The sequence below is a fragment of the Mycobacterium sp. NGS69 genome (assembly GCF_059812165.1).
The window spans coordinates 114,186-128,599 of record NZ_JCALCD010000007.1 but is presented as its reverse complement, the minus strand read 5'-3'; the positions used below and the strand labels follow the sequence as shown (position 1 = coordinate 128,599).

Genomic DNA, 14,414 nt, shown 5'->3' with positions numbered 1-14,414 from the left:
ACGGTTGCATACATGGCCGTCAAGCGACGAATGCCCAAGGTGCGCGACCTGGCGCCGCTGATGCAGTTCAAACGGCCGCAACTCGACGCGACCAAGCGCCGCCTGGCAGCCGCGTACACCATCGAGGACCTGCGCCGCATCGCCAAACGCCGCACCCCCAGGGCGGCGTTCGACTACACCGACGGCGCCGCCGAGGACGAGCTGTCCATCGCGCGGGCCCGACAGGCGTTCCGCGACATCGAGTTTCACCCGACCATCCTGCGTGACGTCTCCAATGTCACCGCCGGATGGAACGTCCTGGGCCAGCCGGTCGTGTTGCCGTTCGGGATCGCGCCCACCGGATTCACCCGGTTGATGCACACCGAGGGCGAGATCGCCGGCGCGCGGGCGGCCGCGCGGGCGGGGATACCGTTCTCGCTCTCCACCCTGGGAACCACGGCGATCGAAGACCTCGTCACGGCGGTTCCCCAGGGCCGCAAGTGGTTCCAGCTCTACATGTGGCGCGACCGGGACCGCTCGATGGCGCTGGTGAAGCGCGCGGCCGACGCGGGATTCGACACGCTGCTGGCCACCGTCGACGTGCCGGTGGCGGGCGTGCGGCTGCGCGACAACCGCAACGGCATGACGATCCCGCCGACGCTGACGCTGCGTACCGTCCTGGACGCGGTGCCGCACCCGAAGTGGTGGTTCGACCTGCTGACCACCGAGCCGCTGGCCTTCGCGTCGCTGGACCGCTGGTCGGGCACGGTCGGCGAGTATCTCAGCACGATGTTCGACCCGAGCCTGACCTTCGATGACTTGGAGTGGATCAAGGCCCAATGGCCCGGCAAGCTGGTGGTCAAGGGGATCCAGACGATCGAGGACGCCCGCGCCGTCGTCGACCGTGGCGTCGACGGGATCGTGTTGTCCAATCACGGTGGGCGCCAGCTGGATCGGGCCCCGGTGCCCTTCCACCTGTTGCCGACGGTCGCGCGTGAGCTGGGCAAGGACACCGAGATCCTGGTGGACACCGGCGTCATGTCCGGAGCCGACATCGTCGCGGCGATCGCGCTCGGGGCCCGGTGCACGCTGGTCGGGCGGGCCTACCTGTACGGGCTGATGGCCGGCGGCGAGGCGGGTGTGGCCCGCGCCATTGAGATCCTGCAGAGCGGGATCATCCGGACGATGGGACTACTGGGCGCCACCTGCCTCGAGGAGCTGTCGCCCAAGCACGTGACGCAACTGCGGCGGCTGGGACCGATTTCGCCGCCAGCGTAACGCCCCTAGCCACCGCGTGAGCCGAGCGTGCGGCTGCCCGCACGCCCGTCGTCCAACGTGCGGCCAGCCTCACGCTCGTGGCGAAACCACGCCTGGGAACAAACCCGTGCCCGGCTGGGTTAAGCGCAGCAGACTCAACTTTTGGAGGATCGAATGGCTGAAGCCAAGTCCGTGCCGGTGTTGTTCACCGGGACGATCGTGTTGCCGGGAATGGTGGTGCCGATTGCGCTGGACGACGCCGCCCGGGCGGCGATCGACGCCGCGCAGGCCAGCGAGTCCGGGCAGCTGCTGATCGCCCCGCGGCTGGACGACCGGTACCCGAGCCACGGCGTGATCGCGAAGATTCTGCAGGTCGGCCGGATCGCCGGCGGTGGCACCGCCGCCGTCGTGCGTGGCGAGCGTCGCGCACACATCGGGGCGGGCGCGTCCGGGCCCGGCGCCGCGCTGTGGGTCGAGGTGACCGAGGCGCCGGAGCCGGAGCCGACCGACGAGATCAAGGCCCTGGCCGCGGAATACAAGAAGCTACTGCTGGCCATGCTGCAGCGCCGCGAGGCCTGGCAGATCGTCGACTACGTCAACAGCCTGACCGACCCGTCGGCGCTGGCGGACACGTCCGGCTACGCGTCGTACCTGACCGACGTGCAGAAGCGCCAGCTGCTGGAGACCGTGGACGTGGCCGAGCGGTTGCGCGTGCTGATCGACTGGACCGGCTCGCATCTGGCCGAGGTCGAGGTCAACGAGAAGATCGCCGAGGACGTCCGCGACGGCATGGAGAAGACGCAGAAGGAGTTCCTGCTGCGCCAGCAGCTGGCCGCGATCCGCAAGGAGCTGGGCGAGGGCGAGCCAGACGGGTCCGACGATTACCGGGCCCGCGTCGAGGCGGCCGACCTGCCCGAGAAGGTGCGCGAGGCCGCGCTGCGCGAGGTCGGCAAGCTGGAACGCTCGAGCGACCAGAGCCCGGAGAGCGGCTGGATTCGCACCTGGCTGGACACCGTGCTCGACCTGCCCTGGAACGTGCGGACCGAGGACTCGACGGACCTGGCCGCGGCGCGGGGCGTCCTGGACGCCGACCACCACGGGCTGGACGACGTCAAGGACCGCATCGTCGAATACCTGGCGGTGCGCACCCGGCGTGCGCAGCGCGGGCTGCAGGTTGTCGGCGGGCGGGGTTCCGGCGCCGTGATGGTGCTGGCCGGTCCCCCCGGCGTCGGGAAGACGTCGCTGGGTGAGAGCGTGGCCCGGGCGCTGGGCCGCAAGTTCGTCCGCGTCGCCCTGGGCGGCGTGCGCGACGAGGCCGAGATCCGCGGGCACCGGCGCACCTACGTGGGCGCGCTGCCGGGCCGGATCGTGCGCGCGATCGGCGAGGCGGGATCGATGAATCCCGTCGTGCTGCTAGACGAAATCGACAAGGTCGGATCCGACTACCGCGGCGACCCGAGCGCGGCGCTGCTCGAGGTGCTCGACCCGGCGCAGAACCACACGTTCCGCGACCACTACCTGGATCTGGACCTGGACCTGTCCGATGTGGTGTTCCTGGCCACCGCCAACGTGATCGAAAACATCCCGTCGGCCTTGCTGGACCGCATGGAGCTGGTCACTATCGACGGCTACACCGAGGACGACAAGGTCGCCATCGCCCGCGACTACCTGCTGCCCCGGCAGCGGGAGCGGGCGGCGCTGAACGACGACGAGGTCACGGTCACCGACGCCGCGCTGCGCAAGATCGCGGCGGATTACACGCGCGAGCCGGGGGTTCGTCAGTTCGAGCGGCTGCTGGCCAAGGCGCTGCGGAAGGTGACGACCAAGATCGCCGACGAACAGGTGACGATCGACGAGCCCGACCTGGTCGGCTACCTGGGCCGTCCGCGGTTCACGCCCGAGTCCGCCGAACGCACGGCGGTGCCCGGTGTGGCCACCGGCCTGGCCGTGACCGGCCTGGGCGGCGACGTCCTCTACATCGAAGCGGGCGCCACCGACGGCGAGCCCGGTTTGCAGTTGACCGGTCAGTTGGGGGACGTGATGAAGGAGTCGGCGCAGATCGCGCTGTCCTACGTGCGTTCGCACGCCGCGGAGCTGGGGGTCGACCCCAAGGCGCTGGACCGGCGCATCCACGTGCACGTGCCCGCGGGCGCGGTGCCCAAGGACGGGCCGTCGGCCGGCGTCACGATGGTGACCGCGCTGGTGTCGATGGCGACCGGACGCCAGGTGCGCTCCGACGTCGGGATGACCGGCGAGGTCACGCTGAACGGGCGGGTGCTGCCGATCGGCGGCGTGAAGCAGAAGCTGCTGGCCGCCCAGCGTGCCGGCCTGTCAACCGTGTTCATCCCGTCGCGCAACGAGCCGGACCTGGACGACGTCCCGGCGGAGGTGCTCGGCGCGCTGGAGGTGAAGCCGATGACGGACGTCGCCGACATCGTCGCGCAAGCGCTCGAACCCGTGCCACAGGCCGCGACCGTCGCCGCCTAGGGGCGCCGGCTGCCAGTCGCTTGTCGAAAGCCTGGGAGTCTGCTGCGAATCAATCGGCCCGAGCGTGTTTTCGGCTCGGCCGACTCGGGTAGCCGAGGGACCAGGGGGTCATCCCCCTTCCCTCGGCCCCAATCCAGGAGCTTGGGGAGACAACTGAACAACACCGTCAACGCTGTTGCGCTGCGTGCGTCGCAGCCAAGCTGGACAAGGAGTTCACATGAACCTCACCAAGATCGCCGCCACCGCCGCGATGGCCGGTGGCCTCGGATCCGCGGCGCTGGGGATCGGCACCGGTTTCGCGCTGGCCGATCCGGGCCCGAACGTGCCGGGACCCGGCCCCAATGTGCCGGGGCCGAACGTCCCGGGCGGCGACCGTGACCTGCCGGGTCCGGGCCAGACCGTGCCCGGTCTGCCGATCTGTAACCCCGGCGCGCCGGGCGTGAACTGCAACGCGCCGGGCAGCCCGCTTCCCCCGGGCCAGAACGGCTTCCCGCCGCCGGGGCACTACAACGACCCGGGCCGTTACGGGCTGCCGGCCACCTGGATTCCGCCCGTCGGTGACCCCGACGGCACCCAGCTTCCGGTTGTGTTCAACCCGGACGTGGGCCAGTGGGGCGTCAACACGTCCACCGGTTTCCAGGCGTACACCCCCGCGGGCAACGCCGGGGGCCAGGTCAACGGCGGCGGCACCATCGGAACGCCCCGCTAACACCGGTCCCTAAAAGCCGGAATGTGGCAGCCGCTCCCGAGAGGGGGCGGCTGTCCGCATTTCTGGGTGTCGGGTGACCGACATATCGCCGAGCGTGTCGGACCTCGGGGCTAGGGTCGGCCCATGGCCTACGACGAAGACCTGGTCAACCGGATCCGCGAACTGCTCGGCTCCGAGCGCGGCATCGAGGAAAAGCGAATGTTCGGTGGTCTGGCGTTCCTGATCAACGGCAACATGTCCGTGGCCGCCAGCGGACAGGGCGGACTGCTGGTGCGGGTACCGCCGGAAGAGACCGACAAACTGCTCAAGCGTGCCCACGTCGGCCCCATGGTGATGGCGGGTCGGGAAGCGCGCGGCTGGTTGCGCGTCGACACCGACGGCGTGGGAACGAAACGCCAGCTGCAGGATTGGGTCACCCGGGGCGTCGGCTACGCCCGCGGCCTGCCCCGGAAGTGACGGCCGGGGTTTGCTCGAGAACGGATCGGGTAGGCGGTGCGGTGTGGACAACGACGAGGTGCACCGGCATTGACCGTGCGGATCGGCACCTCCGGATGGTCCTACAACCATTGGGCGGATGTGCTCTACCCGACCGGCTTGCCGTCGGCGCGCCGGTTGGCCCGCTACGTCGAGGTTTTCGACACCGTCGAGTTGAACGCGAGTTTCTATCGGTGGCCCAAGGATTCGACGTTCGCCGGTTGGCGCGATCAGCTGCCCGACGGGTTCCGGATGTCGGTCAAGGCGCATCGTGGGCTGACCCACTACCGTCGGCTGTCCTCGCCCGAACCATGGATCGAGCGGTTCGAGCGCTGCTGGCAGCTGCTGGGCGACCGCCGCGGGGTGCTGCTCGTCCAACTGCACCCCGAGCAACAGCGTGACGACGCGCGCCTGGACGCCTTCCTGGGCAGCGTGCCCGAATTCATCCGCGTGGCCGTCGAGCTGCGCCACCCGTCCTGGAACGAGCCGGCCGTGTACGAATTGCTGGAGCGCCGCCGCGCCGCGTACGTGGTGATGAGCGGCGCCGGGCTGGCGTGCGTGCCCCGCGCCACCACCGATCTGGTGTACGTCCGGATGCACGGCCCGGATCAGGACGCGATCTACGCCGGCTGCTACTCGCACGACCAGCTGCGACGCTGGGCCGACCAGATCGCCGAATGGGACCGCGACGGCAGGGACGTGTGGATGTATTTCAACAACGATCTGGGCGGCCACGCCGTGCGCAACGCGCTGTTCCTGCGCGGGCTGGTGGGTTGACGGCGCTCAGGCGTCGCCGAGCCGGCCCACGGGGGCCCAGCTGCCGTCGATGACGTCGGGAGGACGCTGCGCCTGCAGCCGCTCCCGCTCGGCCCGGCGGCGCTTGATCCGCAGCCGCGCGTCGGCCGGCATGGTGATCAGCTCGTCACACGTGAGGTAGTAGACGTCGTCAGCGACGTCGATCAGGTCCGCCGCGACCCGCCGGGATCCCAACTCGCGCAACGTCATCCGCAGCCCATGGGTGAACCGCAGGGTGGCGTCGTGGGCCAGCTCGCGCGAGCCGCGGGCGTTGGCGGCCACTCGCCGAACGAGCGTCGGCGGCGGCGCCGGCTCGGTGACCACCGCGGGGTCGGCCAGCTCGGCGGCGGCCGTCAGCAACATCGTCGGGTCGTCGCTGAACACCGGGCTGGCCAGCTCCGCCTCCCCGGGCCCGCGGTGCCCGATCCGAGCGACGGCGGCGTCGAGGGCGGCGGCGGTGTCGGGAGACAGCGCACGGATGCTGCCGATGTTGCCCTCGGCGGCCAGCGCACACAACGGTGGATCGCTGCGCAACGCCGCCGCCAGCTCGGCGGCCTCGGCCGCGATGCGGGTGCTTTCGACGATCGTGCCCAGCCCCGCCACCCGGGACGCGGCCCGCGTCGGCTCCAGGGCCGCCGCGGTGACCCCCGAATCGATCAGCCACAGCGCCGTGAGGGTCCAGCCTTGGTGGATGCGATCCCGCAGCAGCGGCACCCGGACCTCGAGGGCGGCGTCCGGCAGCGCGGCCAGCTGCGCCGCATCGGCGTGTTCGGCCTTCGCGGCCGTGGCGTAGCCCAGCGTGTCGCGTTTGAGGTGGCGCATCACCGCCAGCGAGCGCGCCGTCACGACCGCTTTGGCGAGCGACCCGAGCGCCCCCTCGGCCAGCTTCGGCTCGCCGAACGGCAGGACGTCGCCGACCTGCGGCTGGTCCGCCAGGGCGTTCCGGGTGACGGCGTGCTGGTCCCACCCGGGCAGCTGGGTGGCGGCGACGACGTTGGCCGACACCCCGACGTACGCGCGATGGCCGAAGACCGCGATCGCCCGGCTGCTCCACTCGTCGTCGACCACGCCGCCCAGCGCGAGCACTTGGCCCATCACCCGGCTGGCCGTGCGCAGCCCGCTGAGCTGAACGTCGAGCGTTATCGGGGTGAGCGGGCCGGGCAGCGCCTCGGCCAGCCGGGCAGCGCTGAAGACCGGGAACCGGGGATCGATCCGGTCGTCGAACTCGCCCTCCATCCCGTCGGGGGCCGCGCTGCGCAATTCGTCGGACGGCCGGGGCCGCGGCAGGACCTCGACCGGAAGCGCCACCTGGCCGCCGTGGCTGAGCGCGCCCTCCGGAAGGAGCCGGCGCCCGGCGAGGCCGCGTGCGGTGTCGGCGACCGCCTCGAGCGCTTGCCAGCCGAATTCGAAACCCCAATCCTCTTGCACCGCAGTGATATCCATCTTCGGGATCAACTTCGACCAGCTGCGAACCCCGTTCAGTCGTGAACGCGGGCCAACGGATCGCAGTAACCGCCACGCGGTGACCACGTTGGTGGTGTCAGGGGTGGCGAGGTCGACCGCGCCGGTGCGGTCGGTGTTCAGCGAGAAGACCAGGAACCGGACCAGGTCCTCGACGTGCAGGACGCGCATCGGCCGGGTCGAGGCCGCGGAAATCCTCGTGCGCAGCAACGTCGCCACGGTGCGGCACACCATCCAGTCCAGCTGGCGGCCGACGGGCGGCGCGATCCGGACGACCAGGCTGGGCGCCCAACCGGTGGACACCAGCTCCTCGGCGGGTCGATACAGCTCCGGCCGGCCGGCGGCCTGAGACACGAACAGCAGCCGCGCACCGGCGCGCGCGGCAGCGTCGGTCACGTGGGCGACCCCGTCGATGTCCGTGCCCCCGGGCGCGCTGGTGTCGATCGGGGCCAGGTGGATCACCGCGTCGGCCTCGTCGGCCAGGCCTTGCAGGACGGGGTCGCTCAGCGGCGCGCAAACAAACTCGACGCCCGGATCCAGGCAGGGATGGGGGTGCTCAGCAATCCCGCTGACCGTGTGTCCGGCAGCGATCAGCTGCCGTGCGGCCAGCCGCGCTACTGCGCCGGTGGCGTCGGTAACCAGGACGTGCACCTGGGCTCACCTCCCCAACGTCCAACCCGACCATAGGCAAGTTGGTGTCACTTACGCGACCGCTACCCCCGGATTGGGGACCTTTGACCCGTGGCGATCCGCCCGGCCGGTTACCGCAGCGCCGCGGTGCCGTCCGGGGTGACGGCAACCTTGGCGCCACCGATATCTTCACGCACCGTCGCTTCGGCGGCATCCGGGTCGGCGATGACGGCCAGGGTGCGGGCCCCGTCGGGCGTGCGCACCGCCAAGAACGCCTTCTCGGGTCGCCCCTCGCGGTCGAACGGTGTGGTCCAGGCTTCGACGGTCCCGACGCCGTCCCATTCGACCAGGCCCTCCCGGGTGGGCTCGCGGTCCACCGCCGGCTGCGCATCCTCCCAACGGAATTCGGCCGGCGGCTCGGTGCCGTAGACCCCGAAGCTGTGTTTGGTCAGGTAGCCGCCGTTGCCGGTGATGAGGCCGCGGCGCCCGGGGTTGGCCACCAGCAGTTCGGCCATGGTGGCGATCGAATGCATGACGTAGTTGCTCCACGGGCCGCCCGCGAAGGTCAGCCCGCCGGTGACGGTGAGCGGGCGGGCCGGGTCGTCCGCGCTAAGGCCCAGTTCGGCCGCGGCGACCTGAACGGCGGAGGGGAAGCAGGAGTACAGGTCGACGTAGTCGACGTCGTTGATGCCCAGGCCGGCCAGCTGCAGGGCCCGCGCGCCCGCGATCCGGATGGCCGCCGAGCGGTGCAGCTCGTCGCGCTCGGCGATGGAGGGGGTGTCGTGCGCGTCGGTGCCGGCGTGCGGGAACACCCACCGGTCGGCGGGGACTTGCAGGCGCTGCGCCTGCTCGACCGACGTCAGGACCAGCGCGGCGCCCTGGTCGACCATGTTGTTGGAGTTCATCAGCTTGGTGTAGGGCCAGCTGATCATCCGGTTCTGCGGCCCGGCCCGCCGGATTTCCTCGGCGGTCACCGGCTTGCGGATCCACGCGTGCGGGTTGCCGACCGCGACGGCGTTGAACCGCGCCCACAGTTCGCTGATGCGCGTGAGGTGGCTGTCGACGGATTCGCCGTTGGCGATGCGAAGCGCCTGCTCGAACAGCGGGTAGACGAAGGACGGCAGGTTCAGCCCGATCTTGAGCTCCGCGTCGCCGAACATCGGGACGTCCTCGCCGATCATCTCGGCCATCGGCACGGACTCGTCCTGCGCGGTCCACTCGAGCCGGCCGCCCTTGGCCTTGAGGCCCCGGCGGGTGCGCCAGGTTTCGGCGCCCGCGAGCAGCACGACACCGGCCCGGCCTTGCTGGATGTCCAGGCAGGCGTGGTTGACCAGCGACTGCGGGACGTTGCCCCCGACGGGGCTGTATCGGGTCGTGTATCCGGCGGCGCCGAGCCGCTCGCCCAGCAGCAGCGCGGGGTCGCGGTAGTGCGCCGACAGCACGTTCACCACGCGGATGGAGTCCACGGCCTCGATCACGCGGGCATCCGCGGCCTCCCGGGCCGCTTCGGCCATCAGGTCCACCGGTTCGACCGACCGCGCCGCCGGGTCGATTTCGTCGCGGTGGTTGACCTGGCCGTAGCCGATCAGCACCGGTGTCCTGGGATCGACGCTCATGCGACGAATTTAGCGTGACTATGGATCCGGCCGGCCCGCAGCCCGGGAATGCTAGGCCGGTCCGGCGGTCGCGAACAGCACGCCGTCGCGGATCAGCCGCTCGGTCTCGTCCGCGCCCAACCCGAGCAGGTTCCGGCAGATCTCGCGGGTGTCCTGGCCGGGCAGGGGCGCCGGGCGTTGTGGGGCCGGCGGAATGTGCTGAAACGGTGCCGGGCCCGTCTCCGCGGGCATCGGGCGCTCGATCAGCGGATGAGTCATGTCGCTGAACAGCTTTCGCCCGATCAGCTGGGGGTCTTCGAGGATGTCCGGCGGGCGGTACATCGGACCGGCCGGGACCCCGGCCGCCTGCAGCAGTTCGGCGTTGCGCAGCGGGGTGCGCGTGCGGGTCCAGGCCGACACCAGCTCGACCAACTCGCGGCGGTTGGCCAGCCGCGACTCGCCGGTCGCGAACCGCGGGTCGTCGACCCATTGCGGATGGTCGAGAAGGCCTGCGAGGCAGCGCCATTCGTCGTCGGAGCCGATGGAGATGACGCACCATTCGTCGTCGCCCGCGCACGGGTAGACCGCGTGCAGGCTGGTGTCGTCGCGGATCGGGCCGATGCCCGCGGCCAGCGCGGCCTCGGTGACGTAGAGGGTGTCAAGCTGATTGATCACCACCTCGGCCTGCGAGACGTGGACGTGGGCGCCGGCACCGGTGCGATCGCGACGGATCAGCGCGGCCAGCGCCGCGATGGCGCTGACCCGCCCGACGACATGATCGGGGAAGATCGTCGTCGCATCGTAGAAGGCGTGCCGTGCCGTGCCGGCCTGGCCGTCCGCCCGGTCGTCCGCGTCCTCCGACGTCCACAGCCGGGTGACCCCGGTGGCGGCGCGGACCAAGGGACCGTAGCCCAGCCGGGCGCGCCAGGGGCCGCTGTCGCCGTAGGCGCTGCTGCCCGCGAGCACAATCCGCGGGTTGATGGCGCGCAGCGCGTCATAGTCAAAGCCAAGGGCGGCAAGGGTTCCCGGCTTGAAGTTGGCGAAGACCGCGTCGGCCTCGGCGACCAGCCGGCCGAAGATCGCCTTGCCCTCGGCGCTGCGCAGGTCCAGGCCCAGGCCGAGCTGATTACGGTGGGTCCACGCGAACGACTCGCTCATGGCGTCGCCGGCGCGGGCCTGCCGCAGGCCGTCGGGATAGTCGGCGCTTTCCACCTTGATGACTTCGGCGCCCAGGTCGCCGAACAGCCGGCTCAGCTCGCCGCCCGCGACGATGATGCCCAGGTCCAGAATCCGCAGCCCGGTGAGCGGGTAGTCGCCGACCCTGCCCGACGGCGCGCGCACCAGCACCGGGTTACCGCGCCAATACGGTTCGTCCTGCCCCATCGCCGGGGCCGGCGTGCGGAAACCCGCGCGCTGCCCGTCAACGACGAAATACCCGGTGGGCACGCTCGTCCGCACCCGCGGCAAAAGCTCGGCCTCGGTGATCGCGCCAACCTCTTGAAAATGGTCGGAGCCCAGCACCCAGGACGGCGGCAACACCGCGGCGATCGGCACCCCGTGGGCCTGCCCCGCGGCGACCAGGTCCTTCATCGTCCGCTCGGCGAACAGGGCCTGGGCCAACACGCTGATCTCGGGCCAGGCCGCCATCCGGGCGCCGATCGCGTCGTACTTGGGGTCCTGGAACTCCTCGGGCTCCCCCAGCCAGCGCCGCAACCCCCGCCACTGCCGAGGCGCCATCACACACAACCGGACGTACCCGTCCTTGCACGGGCAGATCGGGTAGGCGTCCTGGTTCTTCGGGCGCCCGCGCCACCGCCCGCTGTGGCGGATGCCGGCGGCGGCCTGTCCGTGCGCGCCGAACGCCGGGTCTAACGCCATCACGACCGCGTCGAACCGCGAGAAGTCGATGTAATCGCCTGTGCCGCAGCGTAACCGGTTGTAGTAGGCGACGAGCGCCGCCCACGCCGCCTGCACGGCGGCGGTGGCCGAGGCGATGCCGTCCGGCGGCAACACCGGGGTGCCGGTGGTGGGACCGGAACGCGACAACGAGCCACACATCGCGAACAACACCGGATCGGTGGCACGCCACGCGGACCGCGGACCCGTCTCGCCGAAGTCGGTGACCGACAGCACCACGAGGTGCGGATAGCGGGCCGCCAACTCCGCGCCGGATATCCCGAAGGCGCCGACGTGCCCGGCCAGGCCGCTGTCCACGACGATGTCGGCCTCGGCGGCCAGGTCGAGGAACCGGCCGCAGTCGCCGTCCTCGAGCGGGTCCAGCACCGCGGCCCGCTTGTTGGCGTTGTGCAGCGCGAACGGGATGCTGGCGCCGGCCAGCGCCGGCAGGGCGTCGCGCCCCAGGCTGCCACCCGGGAACTCGATCTTGAGGACGTCGGCGCCGAGATCGGCGAACAGGCGCGTGACCGCGTCGGCGCTGCCACCCGACAGGTCCAGCACACGCACGGTTTCGAGCAGCCCCTCCGCCATCCGCCCACCGTACCCGCCTGGTCAGGGGCCACCCGCGAGCAGTTGCACGGCGGCCAAATGTCCAGCCGCCCAAGCCGGTTCGCGCGCGAATCCCGACCGGCTACGCTCGGTAGTTCTTGTCTACGATCCCGGATGGAGGCGCCCTACCCAATGTCCGCGCAGTTGAGCTACGTCGAAGCCGTGGTAGTCGGCGCGTTCCAGGGCGTCACCGAGCTGTTCCCGGTCTCCAGCCTCGGGCACTCCGTGTTGGTGCCGGCACTGGTCGGTGGGCGCTGGGCCCGGGACCTCAACGTCTCCACCCACGAATCGCCCTACCTCGCGTTCATCGTCGGCCTGCACGTCGCCACCGCCGCCGCCCTGCTGGTGTTCTTCTGGCGGGACTGGTTGCGGATCGTCGCCGGCTTCTTCTCCTCGCTGCGGTATCGCCGAATCCAGACGCCCGACGAGCGGCTGGCCTGGCTGATCGTCGTCGCCACCATCCCGGTGGGCCTGGCCGGGGTGGCCCTCGAGCACCTGTTCCGGACCACGCTGGGCAAACCCATTCCCGCGGCGGCATTCCTGTTGCTCAACGGCATCGCGCTGTATGCCGGCGAGGTGCTGCGCCGCCGCGTTTCGCCGGCCGCCGACGAAGAGCACGAGGACCACCGCGGCGAGGCGATCGACAACCGGCTGGCCCAGCTGTCGATGGGCCGCGGGTTGGTGATCGGCTCCGCGCAGATCCTGGCGCTGCTGCCCGGCATCAGCCGCTCCGGCATCGCGATGGTGGCCGGCCTGTGGCGCGGGCTCTCACACGAGGACGCCGCCCGCTTCTCGTTCCTGCTTGCCACGCCGATCATCCTGGCGGCCGGGGTGTACAAGATCCCGGACCTGTTCGGCCCGATGGGCGCCGGGATCGGCGGCCAGGTCTTGGCCGGCAGCGTCGCCTCGTTCGTCTGCGCCTACCTGGCCGTGCGGTTTCTGACCCGGTACTTCCAGACCCGCACCCTGACACCGTTCGCCGTCTATTGCGCCCTGGTGGGCGGGGCCAGCCTGGTGTGGCTGGGCCTTCACTAGACGGGTGCGCAACGATAGCGGACCTGTTGCACCGGCGCGCTTCCGAAAGTCGTTGTGCGGCGGGTTCCGTCGAAACGCCACCCGTCGCGTTCGTAGAACCGGCGGGCGTCGGCGTTGCCCTCCAGCACCCAGAGCAACGCGCCCGCGACGCCCACGATGCGGAGCCGCTGGCGCGCGGCGGCCATCAGGAGCCGGCCCACCCCCGTCCGCGCGTGCGCGGGATCGACGTAAATCGCCATCAGCTCACCGAAATTCGGGAACTCCACCGCGCGACACAGGCCCGTGGTCGCCAGGCCGCGGATATCGGAGCCGTCGACCGCGACCAGGGTCGACGGCAACCCGATCCCCACCCGGCCGAACGTGTATCGGTCGGCGAAGAACTCGGGCGTGAGGCCGTCGAGAAAGTCCTGGGCGATCAGGCCCCGATAGGCCGATCGCCACGAGCGCACCTGCACCCGGGCCACCTCGTCGGCGTTCTCCGGGACGGCCGCGCGCACCTCGGTCACGGTTGTGAGTATCGGCTTCCGCGGCGCTATTTGCGTGGGGCCGCGTCGAGTGCTGTGCTTACCCCAGCGCCAACCTGACACCCGTCAACTTTTTGGGAGGACCCGCCATGGCAGATGCGGCATCGATCGGCCTGAAGGTCCGCGACAAGGTCATCGTCATCACCGGCGGCGCCCGCGGGATCGGGCTGGCCACCGCGACCGCGCTGCATAACCTGGGTGCCAAGGTCGCGATCGGGGACATCGACGAGGTGCGGGTCAAGGAATCGGGCGCCGCGCTCGGCGTCGATGTCTACGGGAAACTCGACGTCACCGACGCGCATTCGTTCGCCGACTTCCTCGACGAGGTCGAGCGCCAACTCGGCCCGATCGATGTGCTGATCAACAACGCCGGCATCATGCCCGTCGGGCGGATCCTCGACGAACCGGACGCGGTCACCCGCCGCATCCTCGACATCAACGTCTACGGCGTCATCCTGGGCAGCAAACTGGCGGTGCAGCGCATGGTTCCCCGCGGATCCGGGCACGTCATCAACGTCGCCTCGCTGGCCGGCGAGCTCTACATCGTCGGCTTGGCCAGCTACTGCGCCAGCAAGCACGCGGTCGTCGCGTTCACCGACTCGGCCCGGCTGGAGTACCGCTCGGCCGGTGTGGAGTTCTCCACGGTGTTGCCGACGTTCGTCAACACCGAGCTCGTCGCCGGGACCCCCGGCATGAAGGGGTTCCGCAACGCGGAGCCGACCGAGATCGCCGACGCGATCGTGCGGCTGGTAGCCCACCCCAAGCCGCGGGTGCGGATCACGAAGGCCGCCGGCGCGATGGTCGTCTCCCAGAAATTCTGGCCGCGCAGGATCGCCGAGGGGCTCAACCGCCTGCTCGGCGGCGACCACGTCTTCACCGACGACGTCGACGTCGAGAAGCGCCGGGCGTATGAGGCGCGCGCCCGCGGCGATGAGTAGCTCGGGGACAAGCGCCGTTCACCAA

General features: G+C 70.8%; 11 protein-coding genes. 7 read left to right on the top strand and 4 right to left on the bottom strand.

Going from position 1 to position 14,414, the window contains the following annotated elements; genetic code table 11:
* The first annotated feature begins 12 nt into the window (after positions 1–12).
* From AC5Y2S_RS21005 to AC5Y2S_RS20985, 5 genes are all read left to right on the top strand, one after another.
* Positions 13–1,257 (top strand): alpha-hydroxy acid oxidase, encoded by a 1,245-nt coding sequence (locus tag AC5Y2S_RS21005; protein ID WP_499958111.1) that lies wholly within the window; start codon positions 13–15, stop codon positions 1,255–1,257.
* A 153-nt stretch (positions 1,258–1,410) separates the two neighbouring features.
* On the top strand, positions 1,411–3,723 hold the full coding sequence (gene lon / locus AC5Y2S_RS21000; RefSeq protein ID WP_499958109.1) for an endopeptidase La: 2,313 nt from the start codon (positions 1,411–1,413) through the stop codon (positions 3,721–3,723).
* Positions 3,724–3,940: 217 nt separating this feature from the next.
* On the top strand, positions 3,941–4,432 hold the full coding sequence (locus AC5Y2S_RS20995) for a hypothetical protein (RefSeq protein WP_499905851.1): 492 nt from the start codon (positions 3,941–3,943) through the stop codon (positions 4,430–4,432).
* A 123-nt stretch (positions 4,433–4,555) separates the two neighbouring features.
* A complete protein-coding gene (locus tag AC5Y2S_RS20990; protein ID WP_499958108.1) occupies positions 4,556–4,888 on the top strand; it encodes a TfoX/Sxy family protein in 333 nt (110 codons plus the stop codon).
* Between the two features lie 69 nt (positions 4,889–4,957).
* The gene (locus tag AC5Y2S_RS20985; RefSeq protein ID WP_499958107.1) at positions 4,958–5,683 is read left to right on the top strand and encodes a DUF72 domain-containing protein; all 726 of its coding nucleotides are present in this window, start codon (positions 4,958–4,960) and stop codon (positions 5,681–5,683) included.
* 6 nt (positions 5,684–5,689) lie between these two features.
* On the opposite strand, the gene AC5Y2S_RS20980 is transcribed toward AC5Y2S_RS20985, so the two are convergent.
* The 3 genes from AC5Y2S_RS20980 to AC5Y2S_RS20970 all read right to left on the bottom strand — a co-directional run bounded on the left by AC5Y2S_RS20980 (position 5,690) and on the right by AC5Y2S_RS20970 (position 11,874).
* Positions 5,690–7,813 (bottom strand): Rossmann-fold NAD(P)-binding domain-containing protein, encoded by a 2,124-nt coding sequence (locus AC5Y2S_RS20980; protein WP_499958106.1) that lies wholly within the window; start codon positions 7,811–7,813, stop codon positions 5,690–5,692.
* A gap of 110 nt (positions 7,814–7,923) precedes the next feature.
* Positions 7,924–9,408: an acetyl-CoA acetyltransferase gene (locus tag AC5Y2S_RS20975; RefSeq protein WP_499958104.1), complete on the bottom strand. Its 1,485-nt coding sequence runs from the start codon at positions 9,406–9,408 to the stop codon at positions 7,924–7,926.
* A 51-nt stretch (positions 9,409–9,459) separates the two neighbouring features.
* Positions 9,460–11,874: a CoA transferase gene (locus AC5Y2S_RS20970; RefSeq protein WP_499958102.1), complete on the bottom strand. Its 2,415-nt coding sequence runs from the start codon at positions 11,872–11,874 to the stop codon at positions 9,460–9,462.
* 150 nt (positions 11,875–12,024) lie between these two features.
* Between AC5Y2S_RS20970 and AC5Y2S_RS20965 the strand changes: the two genes are divergently transcribed.
* A complete protein-coding gene (locus AC5Y2S_RS20965; protein WP_499958100.1) occupies positions 12,025–12,927 on the top strand; it encodes an undecaprenyl-diphosphate phosphatase in 903 nt (300 codons plus the stop codon).
* Here the strand turns inward: AC5Y2S_RS20965 and AC5Y2S_RS20960 are convergent.
* Positions 12,924–13,433 carry a GNAT family N-acetyltransferase gene (locus tag AC5Y2S_RS20960; protein ID WP_499958098.1) on the bottom strand — a complete coding sequence of 170 codons (510 nt, stop codon included), beginning with the start codon at positions 13,431–13,433 and terminating at the stop codon, positions 12,924–12,926. The two genes, AC5Y2S_RS20965 and AC5Y2S_RS20960, sit on opposite strands and share 4 nt — an antisense overlap.
* A gap of 107 nt (positions 13,434–13,540) precedes the next feature.
* Here AC5Y2S_RS20960 and AC5Y2S_RS20955 point away from each other — a divergent pair, with 107 nt between their 5' ends.
* Complete coding sequence (locus AC5Y2S_RS20955; RefSeq protein WP_499958096.1) at positions 13,541–14,389, top strand: SDR family oxidoreductase; 849 nt, start codon at positions 13,541–13,543, stop codon at positions 14,387–14,389.
* The last annotated feature ends 25 nt before the right edge of the window (positions 14,390–14,414 follow it).

What these genes read in the sequence shown, in the direction of transcription:
- AC5Y2S_RS21005 (WP_499958111.1), top strand. Translation starts at nt 13, where the DNA reads ATGGCCGTCAAGCGACGAATGCCCAAGGTGCGCGACCTGGCGCCGCTG.
- lon (WP_499958109.1), top strand. Translation starts at nt 1,411, where the DNA reads ATGGCTGAAGCCAAGTCCGTGCCGGTGTTGTTCACCGGGACGATCGTG.
- AC5Y2S_RS20995 (WP_499905851.1), top strand. Translation starts at nt 3,941, where the DNA reads ATGAACCTCACCAAGATCGCCGCCACCGCCGCGATGGCCGGTGGCCTC.
- AC5Y2S_RS20990 (WP_499958108.1), top strand. Translation starts at nt 4,556, where the DNA reads ATGGCCTACGACGAAGACCTGGTCAACCGGATCCGCGAACTGCTCGGC.
- AC5Y2S_RS20975 (WP_499958104.1), bottom strand. Translation starts at nt 9,408, where the DNA reads ATGAGCGTCGATCCCAGGACACCGGTGCTGATCGGCTACGGCCAGGTC.
- AC5Y2S_RS20970 (WP_499958102.1), bottom strand. Translation starts at nt 11,874, where the DNA reads ATGGCGGAGGGGCTGCTCGAAACCGTGCGTGTGCTGGACCTGTCGGGT.
- AC5Y2S_RS20965 (WP_499958100.1), top strand. Translation starts at nt 12,025, where the DNA reads ATGTCCGCGCAGTTGAGCTACGTCGAAGCCGTGGTAGTCGGCGCGTTC.
- AC5Y2S_RS20955 (WP_499958096.1), top strand. Translation starts at nt 13,541, where the DNA reads ATGGCAGATGCGGCATCGATCGGCCTGAAGGTCCGCGACAAGGTCATC.